At 70.4% G+C, this 24,355-nt stretch carries 26 protein-coding genes; 13 read left to right on the top strand and 13 right to left on the bottom strand.

Annotated features, from left to right (window positions below; genetic code table 11):
• The first annotated feature begins 6 nt into the window (after window positions 1-6).
• Entirely contained in the window at window positions 7-600 is a 594-nt protein-coding gene (locus R2E43_RS15750) for a hypothetical protein (protein WP_030867415.1), read from the top strand.
• 55 nt (window positions 601-655) lie between these two features.
• Here the strand turns inward: R2E43_RS15750 and R2E43_RS15745 are convergent, their stop codons facing one another.
• Genes R2E43_RS15745 through R2E43_RS15720 form a run of 6 tightly spaced genes read right to left on the bottom strand, consistent with a single transcriptional unit; the run spans window position 656 to window position 4,709 of the window.
• A complete protein-coding gene (locus R2E43_RS15745) occupies window positions 656-991 on the bottom strand; it encodes a hypothetical protein (protein ID WP_191849817.1) in 336 nt (111 codons plus the stop codon).
• Window positions 992-1,013: 22 nt separating this feature from the next.
• Window positions 1,014-1,619 carry a hypothetical protein gene (locus R2E43_RS15740; protein WP_030867418.1) on the bottom strand — a complete coding sequence of 202 codons (606 nt, stop codon included), beginning with the start codon at window positions 1,617-1,619 and terminating at the stop codon, window positions 1,014-1,016.
• A 37-nt stretch (window positions 1,620-1,656) separates the two neighbouring features.
• A complete protein-coding gene (locus R2E43_RS15735; protein ID WP_037897560.1) occupies window positions 1,657-2,052 on the bottom strand; it encodes a hypothetical protein in 396 nt (131 codons plus the stop codon).
• Between the two features lie 25 nt (window positions 2,053-2,077).
• Window positions 2,078-3,658 (bottom strand): putative T7SS-secreted protein, encoded by a 1,581-nt coding sequence (locus tag R2E43_RS15730; protein ID WP_265698975.1) that lies wholly within the window; start codon window positions 3,656-3,658, stop codon window positions 2,078-2,080.
• Window positions 3,659-3,711: 53 nt separating this feature from the next.
• On the bottom strand, window positions 3,712-3,927 hold the full coding sequence (locus tag R2E43_RS15725; RefSeq protein WP_210984566.1) for a DUF397 domain-containing protein: 216 nt from the start codon (window positions 3,925-3,927) through the stop codon (window positions 3,712-3,714).
• A gap of 8 nt (window positions 3,928-3,935) precedes the next feature.
• Complete coding sequence (locus tag R2E43_RS15720; RefSeq protein ID WP_234308144.1) at window positions 3,936-4,709, bottom strand: DUF5753 domain-containing protein; 774 nt, start codon at window positions 4,707-4,709, stop codon at window positions 3,936-3,938.
• 293 nt (window positions 4,710-5,002) lie between these two features.
• Here R2E43_RS15720 and R2E43_RS15715 point away from each other — a divergent pair, with 293 nt between their 5' ends.
• Window positions 5,003-5,428, top strand: a complete 426-nt coding sequence (locus R2E43_RS15715) for an ATP-binding protein (protein ID WP_319215145.1) — start codon at window positions 5,003-5,005, stop codon at window positions 5,426-5,428.
• A gap of 35 nt (window positions 5,429-5,463) precedes the next feature.
• Window positions 5,464-5,709, top strand: a complete 246-nt coding sequence (locus tag R2E43_RS15710; RefSeq protein ID WP_231908953.1) for a hypothetical protein — start codon at window positions 5,464-5,466, stop codon at window positions 5,707-5,709.
• Here R2E43_RS15710 and R2E43_RS15705 read toward each other — a convergent pair.
• Together R2E43_RS15705 and R2E43_RS15700 are read right to left on the bottom strand one after the other, a co-directional pair.
• Window positions 5,699-6,808, bottom strand: a complete 1,110-nt coding sequence (locus tag R2E43_RS15705; protein ID WP_231908954.1) for a hypothetical protein — start codon at window positions 6,806-6,808, stop codon at window positions 5,699-5,701. The genes R2E43_RS15710 and R2E43_RS15705 overlap by 11 nt on opposite strands.
• A complete protein-coding gene (locus R2E43_RS15700) occupies window positions 6,805-7,470 on the bottom strand; it encodes a hypothetical protein (RefSeq protein ID WP_093456751.1) in 666 nt (221 codons plus the stop codon). Before R2E43_RS15700 ends, R2E43_RS15705 begins: the two co-directional genes overlap by 4 nt.
• A 283-nt stretch (window positions 7,471-7,753) precedes the next feature.
• On the opposite strand from R2E43_RS15700, the gene R2E43_RS15695 reads away from it, so the two are divergent.
• The 4 genes from R2E43_RS15695 to R2E43_RS15680 all read left to right on the top strand — a co-directional run bounded on the left by R2E43_RS15695 (window position 7,754) and on the right by R2E43_RS15680 (window position 13,426).
• Window positions 7,754-10,771, top strand: a complete 3,018-nt coding sequence (locus tag R2E43_RS15695; RefSeq protein ID WP_136208003.1) for a bacterial transcriptional activator domain-containing protein — start codon at window positions 7,754-7,756, stop codon at window positions 10,769-10,771.
• Complete coding sequence (locus tag R2E43_RS15690) at window positions 10,768-11,541, top strand: prepilin peptidase (protein ID WP_332056292.1); 774 nt, start codon at window positions 10,768-10,770, stop codon at window positions 11,539-11,541. The genes R2E43_RS15695 and R2E43_RS15690 overlap by 4 nt, the downstream gene beginning before the upstream one ends.
• Window positions 11,542-11,619: 78 nt before the next feature.
• Window positions 11,620-12,819 (top strand): cyclic dehypoxanthinyl futalosine synthase, encoded by a 1,200-nt coding sequence (gene mqnC, locus R2E43_RS15685; protein WP_011029726.1) that lies wholly within the window; start codon window positions 11,620-11,622, stop codon window positions 12,817-12,819.
• Between the two features lie 7 nt (window positions 12,820-12,826).
• Window positions 12,827-13,426: a hypothetical protein gene (locus R2E43_RS15680; RefSeq protein ID WP_332056291.1), complete on the top strand. Its 600-nt coding sequence runs from the start codon at window positions 12,827-12,829 to the stop codon at window positions 13,424-13,426.
• A gap of 35 nt (window positions 13,427-13,461) precedes the next feature.
• Here the strand turns inward: R2E43_RS15680 and R2E43_RS15675 are convergent, their stop codons facing one another.
• Complete coding sequence (locus R2E43_RS15675; RefSeq protein WP_332056290.1) at window positions 13,462-14,466, bottom strand: chitinase; 1,005 nt, start codon at window positions 14,464-14,466, stop codon at window positions 13,462-13,464.
• Between the two features lie 193 nt (window positions 14,467-14,659).
• Here R2E43_RS15675 and R2E43_RS15670 point away from each other — a divergent pair, with 193 nt between their 5' ends.
• Genes R2E43_RS15670 through R2E43_RS15655 form a run of 4 tightly spaced genes read left to right on the top strand, consistent with a single transcriptional unit; the run spans window position 14,660 to window position 19,158 of the window.
• Window positions 14,660-15,079, top strand: coding sequence for a hypothetical protein (locus R2E43_RS15670; protein WP_003974392.1), 420 nt, complete (start codon window positions 14,660-14,662; stop codon window positions 15,077-15,079).
• 17 nt (window positions 15,080-15,096) lie between these two features.
• On the top strand, window positions 15,097-17,328 hold the full coding sequence (locus tag R2E43_RS15665; protein ID WP_332056289.1) for a bifunctional polysaccharide deacetylase/glycosyltransferase family 2 protein: 2,232 nt from the start codon (window positions 15,097-15,099) through the stop codon (window positions 17,326-17,328).
• The gene (locus tag R2E43_RS15660; protein WP_210984572.1) at window positions 17,328-18,419 is read left to right on the top strand and encodes an acyltransferase family protein; all 1,092 of its coding nucleotides are present in this window, start codon (window positions 17,328-17,330) and stop codon (window positions 18,417-18,419) included. The genes R2E43_RS15665 and R2E43_RS15660 overlap by 1 nt, the downstream gene beginning before the upstream one ends.
• 43 nt (window positions 18,420-18,462) lie before the next feature.
• Window positions 18,463-19,158 (top strand): demethylmenaquinone methyltransferase, encoded by a 696-nt coding sequence (locus R2E43_RS15655; protein WP_003974389.1) that lies wholly within the window; start codon window positions 18,463-18,465, stop codon window positions 19,156-19,158.
• Here the strand turns inward: R2E43_RS15655 and R2E43_RS15650 are convergent.
• Together R2E43_RS15650 and R2E43_RS15645 are read right to left on the bottom strand one after the other, a co-directional pair.
• Complete coding sequence (locus R2E43_RS15650) at window positions 19,145-19,492, bottom strand: PASTA domain-containing protein (RefSeq protein ID WP_003974388.1); 348 nt, start codon at window positions 19,490-19,492, stop codon at window positions 19,145-19,147. The two genes, R2E43_RS15655 and R2E43_RS15650, sit on opposite strands and share 14 nt — an antisense overlap.
• A 58-nt stretch (window positions 19,493-19,550) precedes the next feature.
• Window positions 19,551-20,114, bottom strand: coding sequence for a GNAT family N-acetyltransferase (locus R2E43_RS15645; RefSeq protein ID WP_011029731.1), 564 nt, complete (start codon window positions 20,112-20,114; stop codon window positions 19,551-19,553).
• 97 nt (window positions 20,115-20,211) lie between these two features.
• On the opposite strand from R2E43_RS15645, the gene R2E43_RS15640 reads away from it, so the two are divergent.
• The gene (locus R2E43_RS15640; protein ID WP_003974386.1) at window positions 20,212-21,504 is read left to right on the top strand and encodes a geranylgeranyl reductase family protein; all 1,293 of its coding nucleotides are present in this window, start codon (window positions 20,212-20,214) and stop codon (window positions 21,502-21,504) included.
• An 82-nt stretch (window positions 21,505-21,586) separates the two neighbouring features.
• Here the strand turns inward: R2E43_RS15640 and def are convergent, their stop codons facing one another.
• Window positions 21,587-22,213 (bottom strand): peptide deformylase, encoded by a 627-nt coding sequence (gene def / locus R2E43_RS15635; protein ID WP_003974385.1) that lies wholly within the window; start codon window positions 22,211-22,213, stop codon window positions 21,587-21,589.
• A gap of 133 nt (window positions 22,214-22,346) precedes the next feature.
• The gene (locus R2E43_RS15630; RefSeq protein WP_016326999.1) at window positions 22,347-23,180 is read right to left on the bottom strand and encodes a C40 family peptidase; all 834 of its coding nucleotides are present in this window, start codon (window positions 23,178-23,180) and stop codon (window positions 22,347-22,349) included.
• Between the two features lie 811 nt (window positions 23,181-23,991).
• On the opposite strand from R2E43_RS15630, the gene R2E43_RS15625 reads away from it, so the two are divergent.
• A complete protein-coding gene (locus R2E43_RS15625; protein ID WP_003974383.1) occupies window positions 23,992-24,351 on the top strand; it encodes an NADH-quinone oxidoreductase subunit A in 360 nt (119 codons plus the stop codon).
• Window positions 24,352-24,355 lie beyond the last annotated feature (4 nt).

Here is a 24,355-nt window from a genome sequence, read left to right as displayed (position 1 = left end):
CCGGACATGACCGCCGACGACCTGTCGAACCTTGGGCTGGAGTGCTCGGAGGACTGGGTGCCGTTCCCCGTCGCCGGGACCATCGACCTCGACTACTGGGCCAGGCACCAGGCCGGGGAGCTGGTCGAACGGTACGCACGCGACGGCGAGAAGGGCAACGCCCGTCTCCTGGCCCGCGACCTCAAGCGTGCCGCGGCCGACAGCCGTACCCGCGAACCGCTGGGCGCCTTCGGCTGGTACCTCAGCGGCCACCAGACGGTGGCGGCCGTCCTCGAACTCGACGCGATCCATCCGGACGCCACGTTCCCGGAGGTCACCCTCCCGCTTCTCACCGAGCACATGACGGCGAGGGACTTCGGCGAACCCGACGTCCGCGAGGTGGGCCTTCCCCTGGGCGACGCGGTCCGCATCCGCCAGAACCTCATCGAGGAGAGGAAACGCCTCCTCGGCCCCCGCCCGGTGGTCCACACCCTCTTCTACGCCGTCCGCCCCGCGACGACGGACGCGGCCATCACCCTCCTGGTCTCCTGGACGGAACCGGTCCTGGACGAGCCACTGGAGAGCATCGTGGACACCATCGCGGGGACACTGCACATGTGACACGGAAGGCAGGTGGGCGCCGCCTGCGACCGGTCGACCGGGACGTCGACGCCCGCTACTTGTCCTTGCCGCCCTTGCTGCCCCGCTTGTCCTCCGTCTTCACGGCGTCGTTGACCTGCTTGGTGAGTTCGTCGTCGAGCTTCTTGAACTCGCGGACCACGGCGTCCGACATACTCGCGAGGGCGTCGAGCTGCTGGGTGATGTCCTCACGTCCGTCCTCCCAGTTGGACTCGAAGTCGTCCAGCGCGTCGTTGACGCTGCCGTCGCCGATGTCGTCCTTGTAGGACTCGAAGAGCTTCTTCGTGTGGTTCAGCCGCGTCTTGAGCGACCGCAGTCGGCGCCCGTAGTCCTCCAGCTCGGTCAACGGCAGTGCGAGGTCGCTCTTGCCCATGGCCCGAAGTCCTCTCTGCGGGTCAGACGAAACGGAACGTGCCGGTCACAGCGTCGAAGATGTCGTGGAACGCCTCGGCGAGGTCCAGCACCGGGCTGGCTCCGGAGACGAGGACGACCTGCTCGGTGGTTCCCGGGACGGGGATGTACGTCTGTGTCAGCGCCATACGCAGGGTACGACTGTCACCCGGCGCCACGGGCACGTCCTCCACGCCGTACGTCCGCGCGGCCGGGCCCACTTCGGGAATGTCGACGGTCGTCACCTTGCGCCAGGCGTCGCCTTCACGCCGCGCGGTGATCGTACGCAGGCTGTCGGCGATGGCCCGGGGGTCGGTGGACAGAGCGACCCCCTGCTTGTTCTTGGCGCCGAGCACGGACACGGTGACGGTCGCGGCGAGCGGGACACCGTCGAAGTTCTCCGCCATGCAGCCCAGGTAGAGGGCACCGGAGTCGTGGGCGTCCTTGGCCATCTTCCGGAGCATGGCGGTCAGGTCGGCGCGGTAGGGGGCCAACTCCGGTGTCTCCCGGACACGTTCGTCGACCATTGTTCGTACCGTGGCCTCACGCCCCTCCGGGCGTATGTCAAATTCCCACCAGGAATCCGGAACGGCCAGCGAGAAGCTGGGCATCGATTTACCATTCCCTTTCTGTCCGTTCTGTGGAGCCTTAATCGAGGGACATGCCAAGATCTTCTGTCGCGATCGCGACGAGCCTGTTTTCCGGAACCTTCGGTGGTGAGTAGTTTGAATCTCGGATGTGCGTGACGAATTGATCGGGTAGGGCGACGTGATGGTGGGAAACGTAGTACGAAAGGTCTCCGCGCCAGATCCATTCGCCGTCAGTGTACAAAGAACCGATACCGGTCAGGAGTTGACCCTCGGGGTCCAGTACGTCTGGCCCCGCACTCATTTCGCTCCAGATCTCAGTACCGTTCAGCAGGTACGAGACAATCTCTGCTTCATCCGCCTCACCCGAAGATCGTACTGCCTCTCTGATCGAACCACTCTCAGGGAGTCCCCATCCAGGGCTGAGCTCTGAAAAGAAACCTACCGGGTTAATCATGTGGGCTCCATATGTTCGCTGAGGCTCACGCCATGGGCAGGAAGGTGAGCCATGACCCGTTGTCCTTAATTTGGGGAGTGAAGGGGCCGTCACCGAAGGAGGGAACACCCACTGCGTTGGTCGGGGCCTTGACGGGGACCCCCAGAGAGTTCGCCATGTGCTGGATCACTTCGGGCTGAGCCGTCCCGGAATGACAGGTGAGCATTCGGATCGGCTCGCCATTGTAGCCCGGTATGCGATTGATCGTGTCGAGGACATGGTTGGGGTGCACGTCGTGTCCGCCCGCTCGCTGTCCTGCTCGGTTGACCTGGCCGGCAACCATTCGGCCATCGGTCGTGCCGTGAATGATGACATCCTGGTAGCCGGGCAGTCGCTCCGCGACATCGAAATTCCGGAGAGTTGCCGGGTCATATCCGATAGCAGTTGCCCCTGGCTTGTGATAAATGGGCATGTCGGACGGCAGGGCGTCGTCTGCTTGTCGACCGGGCGGAGCGACGTGGGGTGAGTCGGCCTTCCACCATCGGCTTTTCCCCATCATGCTGAACAGTGAGAAGCGTACATTTTTCAGGTTGCGTACGCTGTTGGCGAGGTTCTTCAAACCACCACCGATGCCGCCCATGGCCCCGGCGCCGAGTGCCTTCAGCCCGCCCGCCTTCCACAGTTTGCCGAGCTTGGCGAGGCTGGTGAAGCCCTTGGTGGCGGGTATGCAGTCCAGGGCTGCCCATAGGAGGTCGCCCCAGCCCGCCTCACCCTTGATGACCTTTCTTATCGTGTCCGCCATCACGACGAGTGCCGCAGCGAACACCAACCAGCCCAGCGGGCCGCCCACGATCATCACGATGATGCCGACGATTGTCACGACCCACTTGCATATGGTGACGATCTCGTCCCAGTGGTCGGAGACCCAGTCGCCGATCTCCTCCCACCAGTGCCGGTTGGGGATACCGGCGTCGGAGGCCTCCCGGAGCTTGGTCACCGTCCGGCGGGCGGCCTCCTCGCGCAGCCCCTTCGCCTGACCGGCGAGCTTCTTGGCCGCGTCGAGGGCGCTCTGGGCGCTCTCCACGTTCCGCTCGGCCGCCGCCTGTCGGGCCTTCGCGTGCTGGGCGTCACGCGTGGCGCGGCGGACGTCGGCCTCGTCGGGCTTGGGGACGTCCTTGCCGCCGTTCTTGGCCGGGTCGTACGAGTCGCTCTTCTCGGTCGCCCTGCGCACCCAGTCCTCGGCACCGGTCAGTGCGGTCTGCGCGGTGGTGAGTTCCTGACGGGCCTTGCGGCCGTCGCGCAGCGCCTTGTCGGCCTTCTCCTGGGCATCCTGGAGATCGGGCCAGAAGGTGGCCAGCGCGTCACCCGCCAGGCCGTACGACTTCTTCAGCTTGCGCAGCTTCTTCGGGGCGTCCTCGAACTCCTCGGCGAACACCTCCGCCGTCTTGCCCGCCCAGGAGAGGATCTCCTCCTCCTTGGCGATGCCCTTGAGGTCGCGCAGTACGTCGGACACGTCGTCGGCGAAGTCGTGCAGGGTGCCGGCGAGTTTGCGAATGCGGTCGGGGTCGCCCGGCGTCGGGTCATTGTCCAGGTCGAGTACGTACCAGTCCGCCGGCCTGTGCGACACCGTGTTCTCCCCCGTGCACGTGCGATGCCTTCACTTAGAACGCGCGTCTGAACTTAGCGCACCCGAGCGTGCGCCCGGTCGGACAGTGGCGTCTTGAGGCTCTGTATGAGGGCGTCGAAAGAGCCGACCGGGATGGTGAGTGTGCCCTGTGAGGGCGCCTTCGAGTCGCGTATGGCCACGCGGTCTGGCAGCGCTGCGATCTCCACGCAGGTGTTGCCGTCGCCACCGCCGGAGAACGACGACTTCCGCCAGCGCAGCGTCTCGGTCACTGCTCGCCTCACAGTTCCTTCGTCAAACGGTGGATGAAGTCCCGGGACGCCGCCGGGCTCAGCGACGCCTTCTCCACCTTACGGAACAGTGTTCGAAGCTGGTTCAGCTGAGGTTCCGCATCAATGAAGGCAGTGCCCGTGGGTGAGTCCCGAAGCACCGTGTCCAACTGGGGCACAGGGCCGCATGCCTGCATCATCGAAGCTTCGGCGCCGGCGAAACCGTCCTGGTCGGCGGGGATGATGCGGACGGTCGCGTGACCGTCCTCGATCTGCGTCAGAATTTGGTGTAGCTGAGCCTGTGCCACGGCGCGGTCGGCAACACGAACCCTGAGGGCGAACTCGTGAATGATCGTCTCGTAGGGCGTCGGTTCGGCACCCTCGATCACGCAGCGCCGCCGCATCCGGTGTTCGATACGCGGCGTCAGTTCGCTGTCGGGCAGGCCCGGCATCATGTACGTGTACACCGCGCGGGCGTAGTCGGTGGTCTGGAGCAGTCCCGGGACGTGAGTGATCACGATTTCCCGCAGGGCCGTCGCATGGTGTTCGACCTCGGCGGTGTCCAGGAAGACTGGGGGCAGTACGCCCCGGTATTCCTCCCACCAGCCACGGGTGCGGTCAGTGGCCATGGCCACCAGTGCCTCGATCAGCCCTTCGTCCGTGCAGGCGTAGTGCACCGCGAGGCGGCGTAGGCGTTTGGCGCTCACCCCGGCGACCCCGGACTCGATTTGGCTCATCTGGACCGAGTCGGCGCCGAGTAGTGCGGCGGCCTCCCTGGACTTCATGCCCATCGACTCACGCAGTTTGCGCAGCTCACAGCCCAAGCGCACCCTGCGGGCCGTGAGGTGTCTCTTCGGCGGCAACCGACGCCTCCTGGGTTCAACTGCTGGTGCTGCGTAGCTCGTTCGGGGGTCAGAATACGGCAGGCGCTTGCGGTTTCCTAAAACTAGGAAATACCGTCGGTGACGTAACGCGCACTGTGTGGTGCCGACGAGTGCCGGAAGTGCACCGTTTCGCCATGCCTTGGTGAGCGGCGAAGCCACCGGCCAATTATCCGACCGCCGAACGGAGTTCACCCATGCCCGAGAACGAGCCAGTCGATCCTGCGGCCCCCTGGGAGTACACCCTCTACATCCCGAACGACCTGCGCGCCGTCACCGTCTGCCGCCGCACTCTTCGTCTCATCCTCACCATGCACGGCCTCATCCGCCTCGTGGACACCGCCGAGTTGCTCGCGACCGAGCTGGTCTCCAACGCCGTACGGCACACCAAAGGTCCTGCCGCGCTGCGCGTGCGCTGGGCGGCCGGCGTGCTGCGGGTCGGGGCGTGGGACGCGGACCCGGGGCCGCCGGAGCCGCCCGGGAACCTGGACGCGCTCACGGAGGCGGAGGAGGGGCGCGGCCTCGCGCTCGTGCGGGCGTGTGCCGACCTGTGGGGGTGGCAACCGCTGGCCAGGGGCGGGAACCGGGGCAAGTACGTGTGGTGTGACCTTGTCGCGGCGTAGCGGGACGATCGGGCCGTACCGGAGAGGTGGGACGCGTGCCTAGGAGGATCCGTTACTTCTTCGACAACCCAGTGGCTGTGCAGGTCCGCGAGGAAGGCCGGGTGGAGGGCCGGATCCAGGAGCGGGCCAGGATGACGCTCCGCATTCTCGAATGGCGGGACATCCCGGTGTGCTTCGCTCTGCGGGAGCGCGTGCTCGACTGCTGGGACCTCGACCAACTCGAAGTTTGGGCACGGCGTGCGCTGAGTGTCGAGCGGGCCGAGGAGCTGTTCAGCGGTTGATGGACTGGATCTCCTGGACTTCCATGTCCTGGGTCGTCTCGAAGGTGCCGTCCGGCAGGTCGCCCTGGGCGCCGCCGTTGCCCTCCCAGGAGATCTCCCAGGTGATCGAGGCCTTCAGTTGGTACGGCTCGCCGTTCGATGCGCGTAGGTAGCGGATGCCGCAGGGAGGCGTCTCGTCGGCCTTGCCCTTCGTGTACGGCGTACCGATGGAGCCGTCGGCGTTGATCTCGCAGTCGCCAGAGGCGGGGAAGGTCTCGGCGTCGGCCGTGCCGGGTTCCAGATGGAGGGCGACGGGCTTCGCGGTCGTCTCCGCCCACAGGCCGGTGCCCGGCAGCTCGGCCCGGACCTTGACCTCCTTGAAGGTGCCCTTGTCCAGCCAGACCCAGGTCGGCAGGTTCACCGTGGACTCCGCCTGGGGCTTCAGCTCGACCTCGGTCTTGGGTACGTCGATCTGGTCGTACGCGTAGGCCGCGAGCGTCTCGGGGGTGGGGGCGTGCTCGTCGTCCGGGATCGTGCCGGCGTCCTGCCAGAACATGATGCGGCCGCAGTCCCAGGCCTTGGTGTCGTGCTCGTGTCCCTTGCGGACGACGCTGCGCCAGAACATGCCGTCCTTGCCCACGTTGTAGTCCTTGTAGCCCTTGGCCATGGTGTTCTTCGACGAGTTGACGTCGAAGTTGTCCTGCTCCTCGCCCTCCTCGTAGTGATCCACGAAGATGCCCGAGGTCCAGAACTCGTGGGCGTTCACGGCACCCAGGCCGCCGTTCTTCTTGAGGTCCGTGACCGCGGACTTGAGCTGTTCCGGTGTGAACACCGGCTCGTACCAGCAGACGGGCGGCTCCCAGTTGGGGTCGACGGAGGTGAGGTCCTCCATGGAGCCGCTGCCGGTCCGGCCGTCGAGATAGGTGAGCCGAATCCTGGACTGGGAGACCGACGACAGCAGGGTGCGGCCGTTCGTGTCGCCCTTGGGGCTCTCGTCGGCTGGAGGCGTCGTGGTGTTGCCGGGCGTGCCGTTGGCATGGGCCGCCGGGGCCAGGCCTCCGACCATGGCGATCGACAGAGCTGCGGACGACCAGTAGAGGCGGCGACGACGCACGGTCATCCCTTGCACTCCTTCACCCGTCCCTGCACCTCGATCTGCCGCGCCTGCCACACCGCCGCCGACGCCTCGGAGGGGCTCATCAGCAGGCTGAACTTCTGGTAGCTGTCCAGGTTCTCCTCGGTGTAGTTGACCTTCCCGGTCTTGACCTTCTTGCTGTAGAACTTCGCCTGGTTGCGGCAGAAGCTGACGAGCACCGACTTGCCCTCACCCACGGGATCGATACTGGCGTTGAAGTACCGGTCGTCTCCGGTGACCGTCCAGCCGTCCTTGACCCACGCCTCGATCTGGGACTTCGCGTATTTCTCGGCGCCGCCGGTCGAATAGAACTGATAAGCAGGGTCGTTCGGATCCTGCTGCGCGATGCCGTGGTCCAGGGCGCGGATGTAGTTCGCGGCATCCTCCAGCGCTGCGGCCTGGTCCGCGTCCGACGGCCGCTGGAAGTCGAAGACCAGCTTCAAGTCCTCGGGCAGGCTCACGTCCGGCCGGTTCGCGTCGGCCGTGCCCGGCGTGGAGGCCGATGAGGAAGGATTGCCGGCCCCCGTCCCCGCCCCCTTGATGTCGTCCGGGGACGACTCGTCGCCGTCTCCGCCGCAGGCGGTCAGGAGCAGGGCCGCCGTCGCGGCGAAGGTGGCGGCGGTCATGGTGAGGGCGCTGCGGGCCACTGGTGTTCCCCCCGGGATGCGGCGTGTGCGACAGGGAACGAAGCTACCAGGGGTGCGTGCACGGCCTCTGACCGGTTTTCGGGGTTTGTGTGCGGTGTGTGAAGGGGGTCTCCGTAGAGGCGGGCAAAGGGCGTGAAACGGGCGGACGTTGTGATGTGGGCCTCCCTCACCCCTTCGCCGCCGCCGGTGGGAGTCCATAAGATCTCGGTAGGCTCAGCACACCCCTCTTACCGGACGCCCCCGCGGCTTTCGCCGCCCACGACCACGACCCAGGACTCCGCCCATGCCGCGACGCCGCACCACCAGCTCGTCAAGCTCGACGGCTCCCTCGGCACCCTCGGCACCGAGAAACCGCACGCCTCAGCCCGTGCGGGTGCGGCGGCGGACGTTCGGGGACTTCGTCAAGGCGTTCCTTGCCTTCGTCGTGCTGGCGGGGCTGGTCGTCGGGGTGCCGTTCGCGCTGGCCGTGACCGCGGGGTGGCCGTTCCCGGGTGGGGCGCCGAGCCTCGACTGGCTGCAGCGCGAGATCACCGTGCAGACCTTCCTGCACATCCTCACCGTCATCGTCTGGCTCGCCTGGGCGCAGTTCACCGCCTGTGTGCTCGTCGAGGTCAAGGCCGCGCTGTCCGGTGTCGGGGTGCCGGGGCGGGTGCCCGGGTCCGGGCCCAGTCAGCTGCTGGCCCGGCAGCTGGTCGCCGCCCTGCTCCTCGTCGGCGCCACCGCGGCGAGCCTCACGCCGGGGCTGTCGCAGCTGGGGCAGAGCCTGGAGGGGAACCAGAAGCCGTCCGTCGCCGCCGCCCAGCAGACGCCGGGGATCTTCGCCCAGCAGCAGGAACAGGCGGCCGCCACCGCCAACGCCCTGGCCGAGCAGGCGGGACAGGCGGGCCAGGACGCCGCCCGCGCCGACGGCGGCTCCTCCGCCGCGCACGGCGACACGAAGTACTACCGGATCCAGCCGCCCGAGGGGCGTCACCACGACTCCCTCTGGGAGGTGGCCGAACGGCACCTCGGTGACGGGCGGCGGTACAAGGAGATCTTCGAGCTCAACAAGGACCGGGTGCAGCCCGACGGGTCCCGGCTCTCGGAGGCCTCACTCATCCGGCCCGGCTGGATCATGGAGATGCCCGGCGACGCCCGCGGCGGCGAGCTGGTCGAGATGCCCGACGAGGCGCCCGACGTCTCCGAGCAGGTGCAGCAGCAGATCAGCGACTACGCCAAGAGCGGGGACCACGCCCAGGGGAGCGGCGGTGGTGACGCCCAGGTCTCCCTGCCCGAGCAGCGGCCCGCGCCCACACCCGCCAACCCCGCCAGTCCCGTCACACCGGCCACTCCCGTCCCCGGCACGGGTCAGGAGCACGCCACCCCCGCCGCCGGACAGGAGGGCCACTCCTTCGGGCTGCCCGAGGCGCTGCTCGCCGCACCCCTGCTCGCCGCCGGTCTCCTCGGCGCCCTCGGGCGACGGCGCCGGCAGGCGATGTGGCAGTCGGCGCTCGGCGCGGTCGGCGGACGGCGCGGCATGGAGCCGCCCACGCCGACCGGTGACGCCCAGGACGTGCAGGACGCGCTGCTCGTCGGCGCCGACCCCGAGGGCGTACGCCTGCTCGACCGGTCGCTGCGCGGGCTGGCCGCCTCCCTCACCGCCGAGTCCCGCCCGCTGCCCGTCGTCTACGCGGCCTGGATGAGCGGCAACGGCGACCTGCACCTCCAGCTCGCCCAGCCGGCCGGGAAGCCGCCCGCGCCGTGGCAGCAGGGTCAGGACCAGACCTTCTGGATGCTGGCCCGCTCCGACGCCGAGGGGTACGAGGAGGCCGAGACGGCCGCGCCGTACCCCGGGCTCGTCAGTCTCGGCACCATGGACGACTCCCGGCTGCTGCTCAACCTGGAGGCGGTGCCCGGCATCGTCTCGCTCGGCGGTACCGAGGCCGACCGGGCCGCCGTGTTCGCGTCGGTCGCCGCCGAGCTGGCCACCAACGGCTGGTCGGACCGGATGACCATCACCCTGGTCGGGTTCGGGGACGACCTCACGCCTCTCGCGCCCAACCGGATCCGCCATCTCGACGGGTTCGAGGACCTCTTCGAGACCATGTCCGCCGAGACCCGGCAGCGGCGCGGCGCGCTCGGTGCCGCCGGGCACGACTCCGTCCTCACCGGCCGCACCGGGCCCGCCCAGCACACGCGCTGGGCCCCGCACCTCGTCCTGCTGGCCGCCCAGCCCTCCGACGACGACGCGCTGCGACTGGCCGAACTCGCCGCCGACGCCGGCCGGCTCGGCATCGGCTACCTCGTCGGCACCGAGGGCACCGACCTGCCCGGCGCCGCCTGGGAGATGGAGATCACCGGCGCGGGCCGCCTGCTCGCGCCGCTGCTCGGGCTCGAACTGGACGCCCAGATGCTGCCGGCCGCCCAGCGGCGTGCCGTCGTCGAGCTGTTCACCGACGCCGATCCCGGCTCCGGCCCCGGCTCCGACCCGGAGGGCGGGCCCGGCCGGCCGGCCAACGCCCCGCCGTTCCTCGTCGACATCAGCGAGCAGGGACGGCCCGCGGTGTACGCCCGCCTCGTCGGGTCGTACGAGATCATCGGCCTGGACACGCCCGACGGTGAGCGCAGCGCCCTGCTGCACGAGGCGCTGGCGCTGCTCCTGCTGCACCGCGAGGGCGTCCACCCGCGGGTGCTGTCCTCCGCGCTGTGGCCGCGCGGCGTGACGGCGGACGTGCGCGACGCGCTGCTGGAGCGGCTGCGGGCCTGGCTCGGCTCCGACCCCGACGGCACCCCTCGGCTCGGCACCGACGCCACCGGCCGGCTCACCCTTGCCAAGTCCGTCGTCTCCGACCTCGACGTGCTGCGCTCCCTCTACTACGAGGCCACCCAGGGCCGGGGTGCCGGCAGCCGCCAGGTGCGCGGGCGGCTGCTCACCGACGCGCTGGTGCTGGTGCGCGGGCCGCTGCTCGCCGACCGGCCCGAGGGCCGCTACCGCTGGCTCACCCACGAGATCGTCGACGCCCAGCTCCCGCTGCTGGTCGCCGACACCGGGCTGGCGCTCTCCGAGTTCCACCTGGAGAAGAACCGCGCGGAGAAGGCCATCGAGGCGCTGACCGCGGCGCTGCGCACCGCCCCCGCCGACGAACGCCTGTGGCACGAGCTGCTGCGCGCCACCCACACCACCGGGGACCCCGGCCGGCTGCGTGCCCTCGCCGCCGACCTCGTCGCCCGCAGCGGGGCCCGCGGGGTGCCGCCGCGCACCGAGGCGCTGCTCGACGAGCTGCTGCCGACCTGGCGCGAGGGCGTCTCCGCCGCCGGATGAGCATCGACTCCGCCATCGACTCCGTCATGAACAGCGCCATCGACATCGACCTCGTGGTCGTCCTCGTCGCCGCGCTGTGGGGCGCGGCGACGGGCGCGCTGCTGCCCCGCGCGGCCTACCGGTTCTCCGCCCCGTCCGGGGAGGCGTGGCGCGAGCGGTGCCCGGACGGGCACCCCGTACGCGGCTGGCTCGGCCGGGCCCGGTGCGGGCAGTGCCCGGCCGGTCAGGCGTCCCACGGTCCGCGCACCGCGTCCCTCGCCACCGCCCTCGTCTGCGCCGCGCTCGCCGCCGCCACCGGGACCCGGCCCGAGGCCGCCGTCTGGCTGCTGCTCGCCCCGGTCGGCGTGCTCCTGGCCGTCGTCGACCTGAAGGTACGGCGGCTGCCCGACCCGCTCACCCTGCCGCTGGCCGGCGCCGCGCTCGTCCTGCTCGGGCTCACCGCGCTCGTGCCCGAGCACGCGGGGGAGTGGACGACCGCCCTGCTGGGCGCCCTCGCCCTCGGCGCCGGCTATCTCGTGCTGTTCCTCATCAACCCGGCCGGCATGGGCTTCGGCGACGTCAAGCTCGCCCTCACGGCCGGTGCCGTCCTCGGCTGGTACGGCTGGCCCACCCTGATGCTGGGCACCTTCGCCGGGTTCCTGCTCGGGGCGCTGTACGGCGGTGCCCTCCTCGTCGCCCGGCGCGCGGACCGCAAGACGGCCATCCCCTTCGGGCCGTTCCTGATCGCGGGCGCCTTCCTCGGCGTCCTGGCCGGGGCATACGCGGCCTGAGCACGAGCGGGCGAAACGCCTGGCGTACGCTGGGCGGGTCCGTCCACAACCCTTACGAACCTTGCGAAAGGGACGCCGGTGACCGAGAAGGCCGACCTTCAGCCCATCCTCGACCGCGCCGCCGCCGGTGGGCGGATCACCCCCGAAGAGGCGCTCGACCTCTATCGCGACGCCCCGCTGCACGCGCTGGGCGCCGCCGCCGACGCCGTACGCAGGCGCCGGTACGCCGGCACCGAGCACATCGCGACGTACATCATCGAGCGCAACATCAACTACACGAACGTGTGCGTCACGGCGTGCAAGTTCTGCGCCTTCTACGCGGCCCCCAAGGACACCAAGAAGGGCTGGAGCCGCGACCTCGACGACATCCTGCGCCGCTGCGCGGAGACGGTCGAGCTGGGCGGCACGCAGATCATGTTTCAGGGCGGCCACCACCCGGACTACGGCGTCGAGTACTACGAGGAGCACTTCGCCGCCATCAAGAAGGAGTTCCCGCAGCTCGTCATCCACAGCCTGGGGGCGAGCGAGGTCGAGCACATGGCGCGGATCTCGAAGGTGTCGGTCGAGGAGGCGATCCGGCGCATCCACGCCGCCGGACTCGACTCGTTCGCCGGTGCCGGTGCGGAGCTGCTGCCCGAGCGGCCGCGCAAGGCCATCGCGCCGCTGAAGGAGTCCGGCGAACGCTGGCTGGAGATCATGGAGATCGCGCACGGGCTGGGCGTCGAGTCGACGTCCACGATGCTGATGGGCACCGGCGAGACCAACGCCGAGCGCATCGAGCACCTGCGGATGATCCGGGACGTGCAGGACCGCACCGGCGGCTTCCGCGCCTTCATCCCGTACACCTACCAGCCCGAGAACAACCACCTGAAGGGCCGCACGCAGGCCACGCTCTTCGAGTACCTGCGGATGATCGCCATCGCCCGCGTGTTCCTCGACAACGTCGCCCACATCCAGGGCTCCTGGCTGACCACCGGCAAGGAGGTCGGCCAGCTCTCCCTGCACTACGGCGCGGACGACCTCGGCTCGATCATGCTGGAGGAGAACGTCGTCTCCTCCGCGGGCGCCAAGCACCGGTCCAACCGGCTGGAGATCATCGATCTCATCAGGAAGGCGGGGCGGGTCCCGGCGCAGCGGGCCACGACGTACGAGCACCTCGTCGTGCACGACGACCCGGCGAACGACCCCGTCGACGAGCGCGTCGTCTCCCACATCTCCTCCACGGCGATCGAGGGCGGCACGGCCCACCCCGAGCTGAAGCTGCTCGCCCCCAACTGAGGCCGCCGTGCTGACGATCCACGTCTGTGAGGCCTCGCCCGAGGCGACCGTCGTGGTCGACGGTGCGCGGCTCGCCGCCGTCGGCCCGTACGAGGCGCTGGCCGCCGACCACCCGCGGGCGCGGGTGCGCCGGTGGCCCGGCATCCTGACGCCCGGACTGCTCAACCCGTACGGCCCGGAACTGCTGGAGCAGGCGTACCACCCCGACCCGCGCGAAGCGGACCGGCTGGGCACCGAGCCGATCTTCGGGCAGCGCGCGCTCGCCCTCCTCGGTGCGCAGGCGTCCGCGCGGGGCGCCAGCGCTCGCCGAGGGGTGCAGCGCATGCTGGCGCACGGAACGGTCGCCGTCGCCGGCGAGCTTCGGGGGCGCGCGGCCCTGGACGCGGTGCGCGGAGCGGGGCTCGCCCTGGCGGGGCGCCCGGCCACCCTGCCCGGACCCGCGTCTCTCTCGCCGGTGCCGCTGGTGCTGCTGCCCGCACTCGCTGCCGGGAAGCCCGCCCGGTTCGCGGTGTTCGACGTACCCGACCGGGCCGCGCTCGTGCGGGAGGGCGCGTCCACGTGCGTGGCCACCGTCGTGGGCGGCCGTCTGGTGTACCGGGGGCGCTGACCGCGCGGCCCCGCGGGGCTCGTCCGACGTCCCGCCTACGCGCCGAACGCCGTCCCGAACGCCCCCTCCTCCTGCGCCACGCCGCTGCACGTGGTGAGCGCGTCGGTGGCCGAAGCGTCCTCGGTGCATTGCACGTCCCGGAACGCCGCCCACATCGACACCCAGGCGATGCCCTTCTCCTCGGCGAAGGCACGGACCTCGGCGGCGTCCGCGAGCGTGAAGGTCTCACCGGCGACGTCGTTGACGCCGAGCATCGAGGTGAGCGCCATGCCCCGCCAGGCGTCCGCGTCGGACGTGCCGAAGACCTTCTTCAGCTGGGTGTGCGCGGCCTTCGCCGAGGCGAGGGCGTAGTCGCCCATGTCGGCGGTGTACGACTCGCCGTAGTTCATGGTCATGAGGTTGACCGCGGAGACCTGTACGCCGTGGTCGTTGGCCGACGCCAGCAGCGCCAGGCCGTCGGTGTCCAGGCCCGTGGGCATCACCGGGAGGGTGAAGGAGACCTCCAGGCCGTCCCGTTGCTCCTGGAGCAGCGCGATCGCCTCCGAGCGCAGCGCGACGGAGCCGGCGTCGGTCAGCGCGTCGCCCTCGATGTCGAAGTCCGCCCGCGTCGAACCGGCCGCGTCGAGGGCGGTGCCGTACGCCGCCGCCAGTGCGGAGGCGCTGCCGCAGGCCGCCGCCAGCTCCGTGCCGGAGGCGCCGCCGAAGGAGACGCGAACGGTGGCGCCGGACTCCCTCAGCTTCTCGACGCGGGAGGCGACGGAGGCGTCGTCGATGTCCTGGACGCCGTTCCAGCGGGGGACGCAGTCGTCGCCGGACGAGATGGCGAACGCCAGGTTGTACGTCGTGGGGGAGCCCGCCGTGTCGGTGGCGGACGCGGTGGTGGCACTGACGTAGGGGGCGTAGGCGGTGGTCGGCTCGGACGGTGCCGACGGCGATGCGGGGGCCGCGTCGGCCGTGCCGTCGTCCTGTCCGGCGCAACCCGCGGTGACCAGGGCGAACAACAGGGCGCACCCGGCTGTCGCGGTCCGGTGAACCCTCATGAGCGCACTCTCCCGTTCTTGTCCAATGTCGTCGTCGGACCAGTGAAGGTGCCACGCCTACCTGGGCCTTCGCTGAGGAAAGGGCACTGTTCGGCGTCATCTCCCAGGAAACGGACAGGAATGGCCGCTTTTCACCGGGACCTCTCAAGGAACTGCCAGTTCGCGACAGGCAAGGCTCCCTAACGTCCGGGGCATGCGATCCGAGCCTGTCACCGCCTCCCGAGCCGCCACGCGCGGTCGTCGTCGCAAACGCGGCATCGCGCCCGCCGAGGGGCCCGTGTTCGTCGACAGCACCGGACGCCGGGCCCGGCTGCTGCGCCGGCTGGGTCTGCTGGTGGGAGCCGTGTGCGTCGGCTACACGGCCGTCCTGGGCCTGGCCTTCATGGGCGTCGGTATCTCGGTCAACCCGTCCTCGCTGCTGCCCTTCGGCGTCGGCGGAGGTGGTGGACCCGAGGGCGGCCCGGGTCCCGGCGGCGGTACGCGTCCGCAGGGTGGCGTCGCGCCCACGGGCGTGCCGCCGAGCCCCGCGCCCTCCGCCTCTCCCAGCGCGGTCCCCGGCACCGCTCCCGCCACGGCTTCCTCAGCCGCTCCCTCCACCGCCCCCACCGACTGACCGGACGCCCCACGCTCATGACCACGCCCACCTCACCCCCCACCCCGCCCGCGCGGGGCCGCCGTCGTGCCCCCTCCCGGATGGAACGGGCCGCCGGCCGGGCCGCCGCGCTGCAACGCCCGCGCGTCCTGCTCGCCCTGCTCCTCCTGCTCGCGCTGACCTGCGTGATGCTCCTCGACGGCTATCTGCGCGCGGAGGTCGGCGGCGACCAGCGCGTACGCACCGGGGCCTCGGCGAGCGACGTCCCCGACGACGTGCTCGACGGCGGACCGATCCTGTCCTTCCCCGGCGGACAGGCCACCACCGTCTCCGTCCCTGACAAGACGATCGTGCTGACCTTCGACGACGGCCCCGACCTCACCTGGACGCCCCAGGTGCTGGACATCCTGGAGAAGTACGACGTGCCCGGCACGTTCTTCCTGGTCGGCTCGATGGTCTCGCGCCACCCGGGGATCGCGCGGGACATGGTCGAGCAGGGCAACGAGGTAGGCGTCCACACCTTCACCCACGTCGACCTCTCCTACCAGAGCCAGGCCCGCGTCACCCGCGAGATCGAGCAGACCCAGCTCGCCCTGGCGGGCGCGGCCGGCATCACCAGCACGCTGTTCCGGGCGCCGTACTCCTCCCAGACGGACGCCATCGACAACTACAGCTGGCCCGTCTACGAGAGCCTCGGCGCGGACGGCTACACCAGCGTCTTCATCGACACCGACAGCGACGACTGGAAACGGCCCGGCGTCTCGAAGATCGTCGAGTGGGCCACGCCGGAGGACGACGAGGGGGCCTCCGTCCTCTTCCACGACGCCGGGGGCGAGCGGTCGCAGACGATCGAGGCGTTGCCGAAGTACATCGAGAGGATGAAGGCGAAGGGGTACACCTTCACCACGGTCAGCGGTGTCATGGCCGATCAGCAGTCACATCAGCCACAGCAGTCGCAGCAGCAGGGAGGCGGCCTCCAGGCCGCCCATCACCGCGCCACCGGCGCCACCCTCTACGAGGGCAAGGCGCTGATCGCGGCCGTCGCCGTCGCCGAGTGGACGGTCCCCGCGCTGTCGGTCGGGCTCGTCGTCGTGGGCGTGGCCGTCATGGGCCGCTTCGCGATGATGCTGGTCCTCGCCCGCCGCCACTACCGGCAGCGCAACAGACGCCGCTTCAGCTGGGGTCCGCCCGTCACCGGGCCGGTGAGCGTGATCGTCCCGGCGTACAACGAGAAGGAGTGCATCGAGGCGACCCTGAGATCGCTGGCGCGCAGTACCCACCCCGTCGAGATCATCGTCGTGGACGACGGTTCGACGGACGGCACGGCGGACATCGCCGAGTCCCTCGGACTGCCCGGCGTCCGGGTCGTGCGACAGGCCAACGCGGGCAAGCCCGCCGCCCTCAACAACGGCGTCCGGCACGCCCGGTACGACATCGTCGTGATGATGGACGGCGACACCGTCTTCGAGCCCGACACCGTACGGCACCTGGTGCAGCCCTTCGCCGACCCCTCCGTCGGCGCGGTCGCGGGCAACGCCAAGGTCGGCAACCGGCGCACCCTCATCGGCGCCTGGCAGCACATCGAGTACGTGATGGGCTTCAACCTCGACCGGCGCATGTACGACCTGCTGCGCTGCATGCCGACCATCCCCGGCGCGATCGGCGCGTTCCGGCGCGAGGCGGTCCTCCAGGCAGGCGGCATGAGCGACGACACCCTCGCCGAGGACACCGACATCACCATCGCCCTGCACCGCGCTGGGTGGCGGGTGGTCTACGAGGAGCACGCCCGCGCCTGGACGGAGGCGCCGGGGTCGCTCGGCCAGCTCTGGTCGCAGCGCTACCGCTGGTCGTACGGCACGATGCAGGCGCTGTGGAAGCACCGCCGGTCGCTGACGGACAAGGGCCCCTCGGGCCGCTTCGGGCGGGTCGGGATGCCGCTGGTGGTGCTCTTCCAGGTGGTCACGCCGGTCTTCGCCCCGCTCATCGACGTGTTCACCGTCTACTCGATGCTGTTCGTCGACTTCCGCGCGGCGCTCCTCGCGTGGCTCGCGGTGCTGGGCGTGCAGCTGGTGTGCGCGGCGTACGCCTTCCGGCTGGACCGGGAGAAGTACCGGTACCTGCTGATGATGCCGCTCCAGCAGCTGGCGTACCGGCAGATGATGTACCTCGTCCTCATCCACTCCTGCGTCACCGCCCTGACCGGCGGGCGGCTGCGCTGGCAGAAACTGAAACGGACCGGCGAGGTGGGGACGCCGGCGGGGACCGGCTGATGGGGGCGCACAGCAGGGGCGCCGTGCGCGCCGCGCGGGGTGAGGAGGGTGCCGCCCCGGTGGTGCGGGACCGCTACTTCGACACCCTGCGTGCCCTCGCCCTCGTCCGGGTCGTCGCCTACCACGCCTTCGGCTGGCCCTGGGCCGGGCTGGTCCTCCCGTCCATGGGGATCATGTTCGGCCTGGGCGGCACCCTGATGGCCCGCTCGCTGCGGCGTCCCGCCGCCACGGTGTTCAGGAACCGGCTGCGCCGCCTGCTGCCGCCGTTCTGGTGCTGGGGCCTGTTCGTGGTGGGCGCGATGCTGGCGCGCGGCTGGATGCCGGGGTGGCAGATCGTCTACTGGGTCGTGCCGCTCGGCGACCCGCCGGGCAGCGCGTGGGGCGAACAGGCCTGGGAGATCCTCTGGTACCTCAGGACGTATCTGTGGTTCGTGCTGCTCTCCCCGTTGCTGCTGCGGGTCTTCCGGCTCGCGCCCGTGCCGGTGCTGCTGCTGTCCCTCGCCCCGGCCGTGGCGTTCCAGTTCCTCTGGCAGCCGCCCGAGAACCGGTTCGGGACCGGGCTGCTCGACCTCGCCACGTACCTCTTCTGCTGGATCCTCGGCTTCGCCCACCGCGACGGCGTGCTGGGACGGCTGAAGCCGGCCGCGGTCGTCGTCCTGTCGCTCGCGGCCCTCGCCTGCGGTGCCTGGTACGCCTTCACGCACCGGGCCGAGTACGGCACCTACGACCTCGACGACATCCCGCTCGCGCAGGCCTTCTGGTCGGCCGGGTTCGTGACGCTGCTGATGTACTCCAAGGCGCGGCTCGGGGTCGGCCTCTCGGGACTGGCCCGGCTGCGGCGGCTGGACCGGCTGGTCACGGTGTTCAACGCCCGCGCGGTGACCGTCTACCTCTGGCACGAGCTGGCCCTCGTCCTGGCCGTGCCGCTGATCGACCGGCTCTGGGACGTGCCCGCCTTCGAGGCGTACCTGCCGTTGGAGAGCCAGTGGTTCCTGCTGGGCGTCGGGTGGGTCCTGATTGCGGTGTTCGTGCTGCTGTTCGGGTGGGTGGAGGACGTCGCCGCGCGGAAGCGGCCCCGTCTGCTGCCGTGAGCCCGTCGGCGGCGGCAGGGGCGGGTGCTGCAACAATGGGCCCGTGACCCGCGCTTCCCTGAACAAGCAGCCGCACGAAGTCGCCTCGATGTTCGACCACGTCGCGGAACGGTACGACCTGACGAACGCCGTGCTCTCGCTCGGCCAGGACCGGGCGTGGCGCAAGGCGGTCGCCAGAGCCGTCGACGCCCGCCCGGCGCAGAAGGTCCTGGACCTGGCGGCCGGCACGGCGACGTCGTCCCTCCCCTTCGCCCGCACCGGCGCCTACGTCGTCCCCTGCGACTTCTCCCAGGGCATGCTCCAGGTCGGCAAGGAACGGCACTCCTGGCTGCCGTTCACCGCGGGCGACGCGACGCGGCTGCCGTTCAAGGACGACGTCTTCGACGCCGTCACCATCTCCTTCGGGCTGCGCAACGTCCAGGACACGGACGCCGCGCTGCGCGAGATGTACCGGGTGACGCGGCCCGGCGGCCGGGTCGTCATCTGCGAGTTCTCGCACCCGACCTGGGCGCCGTTCCGCACCGTCTACACCGAGTACCTGATGCGCGCCCTGCCGCCGGTGGCCCGCGCGGTGTCGTCCAACCCCGACGCGTACGTCTATCTCGCCGAGTCCATCCGGGCCTGGCCCGACCAGCCGGCGCTCGCCGGGCGGCTGGGCAGGGCCGGCTGGTCCAGGGTCGCGTGGCGCAACCTGACGGGCGGCGTGGTGACGCTGCACCGCGGCTTCAAGGCGAGCTGAGCGCGGCGCAGTAGGACGGCGGTTCCCCCGGCTCCGCCAGCTCACGGCGGAGCCCGCCCAGCGGAGGACGGGGCCCGCGCGGCTCGCGGATGCCCCCGCCGCCCTCACCCTCGCCGAAGTCGAACCACACGTACACCACGGACTCGCGCGGCACCTGTGCGCCGGGCCGCGGATACTGGCGTGCGACGTGGTCGACGGCGGCGGTCCGGAGATCGGGCCGGTCCGGCGCGTACAGGAACAGGCCCTGGACGCGGGCGGTCTCGTACGCGTCCACGGCCATGAGGCCGACCAGGCGCGGTACGCGGACATCGGGCTTCTCGGACACCGGTCGCACGGACGTCACCCCCAGCGGTACCCGGCAGGGTAGCGCCGCCGCGCACCGCCCGGAAGCGTCAAGTGGCTGACTGTGACAACCGGTTACCCTGAGTCATGCCAGGAGTCCGCTGCTGGTGCAGGTCGAGGCGGTAGCAGTGCCCCCGCTGCTCGGAGGACGGGATCGTGAAGACCTCGGCGAGCCGCATGCCCAGCCGCTCCGTGACCGCGATGGACCGGGCGTTGCGCGCGTTGACCATCGCGACCACTTCCGCCACACCCGCATCGCGCACCCGCTCCAGCGTCTGCCGCGCGGCCGCCGTGACGTACCCCTTGCCCCAGTGCGCCCGGCCGAGCCGCCAGCCGATCTCGATCTCGCCCTCGGGGCCCCAGTCCCCAGGCCACGGCTGGGCCCCGGTGAACCCTATGACCTGCCCGGACTCGTCCACCATGGTCCACAGGCAGAAGCCGTGCTCGGCGTCGTGCCGGCGCTGGCGGGCGGTCAGCTCCTCGTAGACGGACAGCTCCGCCGCCCTCCCGCCGTGGAACTCCATGACGTCCGGGTCGTCGAAGATCCGGTGCCAGGCGACGGCGTCCTCGTCGGTGGGGACGCGCAGCCGTACAACGGGGAGAGGTCGCTTCACTGGGCAGCCCTTCAGCCGGGTGGTCGGTGACGCTGAATAGACTGCCCATGACCAGTGCCGGTCGGCACGCAGATTCCGAACTTGGGGAGATCCCGCCGTGACCGTCGAGACTGAGCCGCTCTCCGAGAACACCGCCGACGTCATCGTCGTGGGCGCGGGGCCGGCCGGCTCCACGACCGCGTACCACCTGGCGAGGTCGGGGCTGGACGTCCTGCTCCTCGAGAAGACCGCGTTCCCCAGGGAGAAGGTCTGCGGCGACGGCCTCACCCCGCGCGCGGTCAAGCAACTCGTCGCCATGGGCATCGACATCTCCGAGGAGGCCGGCTGGCTGCGCAACAAGGGCCTGCGCATCATCGGCGGCGGCTCGCGCCTCCAGCTGGACTGGCCGGATCTCGCCTCGTTCCCCGACTACGGACTCGTCCGCAAGCGCGACGACTTCGACGAGCAGCTCGCCCGGCAGGCCCAGAAGGCGGGCGCCCGGCTGTACGAGCGCTGCAACGTGGGCGCGCCGATCGTGGACGACCGCACCGGCCGCATCACCGGCGTCCACGCCAAGCTGGGCGAGGACAAGCGCGAGGTCACCTTCCACGCGCCGCTGGTCGTGGCCGCCGACGGCAACTCCACCCGGCTGTCCCTGGCGATGGGCCTGCACCGCCGCGAGGACCGCCCCATGGGCGTCGCCGTCCGCACCTACTTCACCTCGCCCCGCCACGACGACGACTACCTGGAGTCCTGGCTGGAACTCTGGGACCGGCGCGGCCCGCAGGACCGCCTGCTGCCCGGCTACGGCTGGGTCTTCGGCATGGGCGACGGCACCTCCAACGTCGGCCTGGGCGTCCTGAACACCTCCGCCGCCTTCAAGGAACTGGACTGGCGCGAGATCCTCAAGGCCTGGTGCGCGTCCATGCCCGAGGACTGGGGCTACACCCCGGACAACATGACCGGCCCGATCCGCGGCGCCGCGCTGCCCATGGCCTTCAACCGCCAGCCCCACTACACCAAGGGCCTGCTCCTCGTCGGCGACGCCGGCGGCCTGGTGAACCCCTTCAACGGCGAGGGCATCGCCTACGCCATGGAGTCCGGCCAGATCGCCGCCGACGTCGTCGTCCAGGCCCACGCGCGGGCGACGCCGGCCCAGCGCGAGATCGCCCTGCAGCGCTACCCGCGCGTCCTGAAGGACACCTACGGCGGCTACTACAACCTGGGCCGCGCCTTCGTGAAGCTCATCGGCAACCCGAAGGTCATGCAGATCGCGACCCAGCGCGGCCTCACCCACCCGATCCTGATGAAGTTCACCCTGAAGATGCTCGCCAACCTGACGGACCCGACGGGCGGCGACGCGATGGACCGCATCATCAACGGACTGAGCAAGGTCGCGCCGAAGGCGTGATCAGCGCAGCCTGATCGGAGGCGGCGCCCAGGCGGTGGTCAGGCGGTGGTCAGGCGGCGATCAGGCGGCGATCAGGCGGTGGTCAGGCGGCGAAGGCCGCGGCGTTGGCGGCCCGGCGCGCGAAGACCTCCTCGCGCCGGTCCGCCGACTGCCGCAGCGCCGCCTTCCGCTCCCGGCCGGAGAGCCGGTCCAGGTAGACGTGCCCGTTCACGTGGTCGGTCTCGTGGGCGAGACAGCGCGCGAAGTAGCCGGTGCCCTCGACGAGGAGCGGCACGCCGTCCTTGTCCAGGCCGCGCACGACGGCCCGGTCGGGCCGCGGTACGGCCATGACGGCGCCCGGCACGGACAGGCACCCCTCGCCCTCGTCGAGCAGCCGGCGCGCGGCCGGGTCGAGGGCGTCGAGGACGGGATTGACGAGGTGTCCGACATGTCGGACACCCTCGTCGTCCGGGCAGTCGTAGACGAACAGGCGCAGGTCCACCCCGACCTGATTGGCCGCCAGTCCGGCCCCCTCCGCGACGTACATGGTGCGGAACATGTCGTCGATCAGCGCGGCGAGGTCGGGTCCGAACTCGGTGACGTCCCGGCACGGCCGGTGCAGCACCTCCTCGCCGACCTCGGTGACGCGCCGCACCGCTCCGCGCCCTGCCTCGGGCGCGAACGGGGGGTAGGAGGCGGTGGGCCGCCCCTGGACGAAGACACTCGGCATGACGTTCTCTCCTTCGGCTCGTGGACGGGCCGGTGGGAACCGGCCCGCGCGCCGAGCATGCCAGGAGAGGACGGAGGGCCGCAGCCCCCGAGCGGCTGCGGCCCTGTCGCGCGTGTACGAGTGGGTGTGCGGCTTACAGCACGCGCACCGCGCCGCTCGGCGGGTCGTAGGAGAGCGGCTTCTCCACGACGCCCGTGGAGGAGTTCTGCGCGCCGACGAACATGCCGCCGCCGACGTAGACACCCACGTGGTACGCGCTGCCCGCGCCGCCCCAGTAGAGGATGTCGCCCGGCTGGAGGTTGTCCAGCCCGACCTGGGTGCCGGCCGTCGACTGCGCCTGGGAGACGCGGGGCAGGCTGATGCCGACCTGCTTGAAGGCGGCCTGCACGAGACCGGAGCAGTCGTAGGCGGACGGGCCGGTGGCGCCGGAGACGTACGCCTTGCCGACCTGGGCCTGCACGAAGGAGACGACGGCGGCGGCCGAACCGGTCGCCGTGGACGTGCCGGTGCTGGTGCTGCTGCCGGTGCCGGTGGAGGAGCCGGTGTCCGAGGACGCGCTCAGGGTGGTGCGCTCGGCGGCGCGCGAGGCGCGCTCGGCGGCCTCCTTGCGCGCGGCCTCCGCGGCCTTCTTCTTGGCCTCCGCGGCCTTCTTCTTGGCCTCGGCGAGGTCCGTCTTGGCCTGCTTGGCGGCCTTGGCGGCCGCCGCGTCACGCTCGGCCTGCAGCTGGTAGCTCGCGGCCGCCTGCTGCGTGACGTCCGCGGACTGGGCGACCTGAGCGGCCAGGTCGGCCGTCAGGGTGGGCAGTTCGAGGGTCTGCGTCACGGGTTCGGCCGCGTGGGCCGCCCCCGACGCACCGGCCACTGCCAGGGTGCTGAGGACGCCACCGGCAACTCCGGTCCGCATCGCGATCGTCGACGCGCTGCGGCGGGGCTTCCGGTGGCTGCGTATGTGAGCGGTGTGGGACATAGGGACAACCGGTATCAGTAGCTCCTCCATACCTTCAAGAAACGTGTGCTGCGCCACAGTTGTTCAATCGGGCCGTCGAATCCCGGGCGTGTCGCTCTTTATTGACGCCGTAACGGACATTGCGGACGGGCCGTAACCCGCCTGTGATCACGGTCTTTGATCGTTACGCCCGAATTGCCCCGCGCTTACCACTTGTTGGGACACTTGGCCAAGCCCGGTTCTCAGACGCCTCTCATGAATGTGGCGCAGGTCACGGAACGGTTACCCCGGCACACGCGTCCGTCGCGGGTGGGCGCGCCGCGTGCGGGTGCGCCCCTCGACTCTCGGGGCCGGCGTGGCGGCGGCCCGCGGGATGCGCCGCCGCTCGTGAACGCGTGCACGTGTCCACATCGCCCCCCGGTCCTCCCTCTCATGTGTGAACGCCTCCTCTATCAAGGGCAGGCTTCCAGCGCCAATTTGCATGCAAGGGAACCATCTTGATATTGAGACGCACCCTGCTCGGGCCCTCTGGCCAGCGACGACGAGTGAAAATGTCACCTCTGGTGATCAGGTGAACGCTTCTTGTGTGAAGATCACCGCTCATCCGACTTCATGATCGTTCGTCAGGTGGTGGAGATCACAAAGCTTGTGTAATACCCCGTGTCGCAGATCACAGAGCGTCGGGCATAGGATGCGAGGCAGTTGGGCTTGTGACCTGCTTCACATGTTCGCGATCTTCGTCGGGACGGGCGGGGCTCGTGGGGCTGTTGGGGCGGCTGTGAGTCCAGTGCAACCGCCAGCAGTCAGTGCCGACTGAGAGGAGCGAGGAGCGGTGAACGCGTATGCGCCCATCCTCGTACTGGGAGCCCTCGGGGCAGGCTTTGCGATCTTCTCCGTGGTGATGGCCACGCTGATCGGTCCGAAGCGGTACAACCGGGCGAAGCTCGAGGCCTACGAGTGCGGCATCGAGCCGACCCCCACGCCGGCCGGCGGCGGGCGCTTCCCCATCAAGTACTACCTGACGGCGATGCTCTTCATCATCTTCGATATCGAGATCGTCTTCCTCTACCCCTGGGCCGTCACCTTCGACGCCCTGGGGATTTTCGGGCTCGTGGAGATGCTGCTCTTCGTGCTCACCGTCTTCGTCGCGTACGCGTACGTATGGCGGCGCGGCGGCCTGGAATGGGACTGAGGGG

This window comes from Streptomyces violaceoruber (genome assembly GCF_033406955.1).
GTDB classification, from domain to species: Bacteria; Actinomycetota; Actinomycetes; order Streptomycetales; family Streptomycetaceae; genus Streptomyces; species Streptomyces violaceoruber.
Note: the sequence above shows the minus strand (reverse complement) of the source record. Positions and strands in the feature narration are given on the sequence as shown.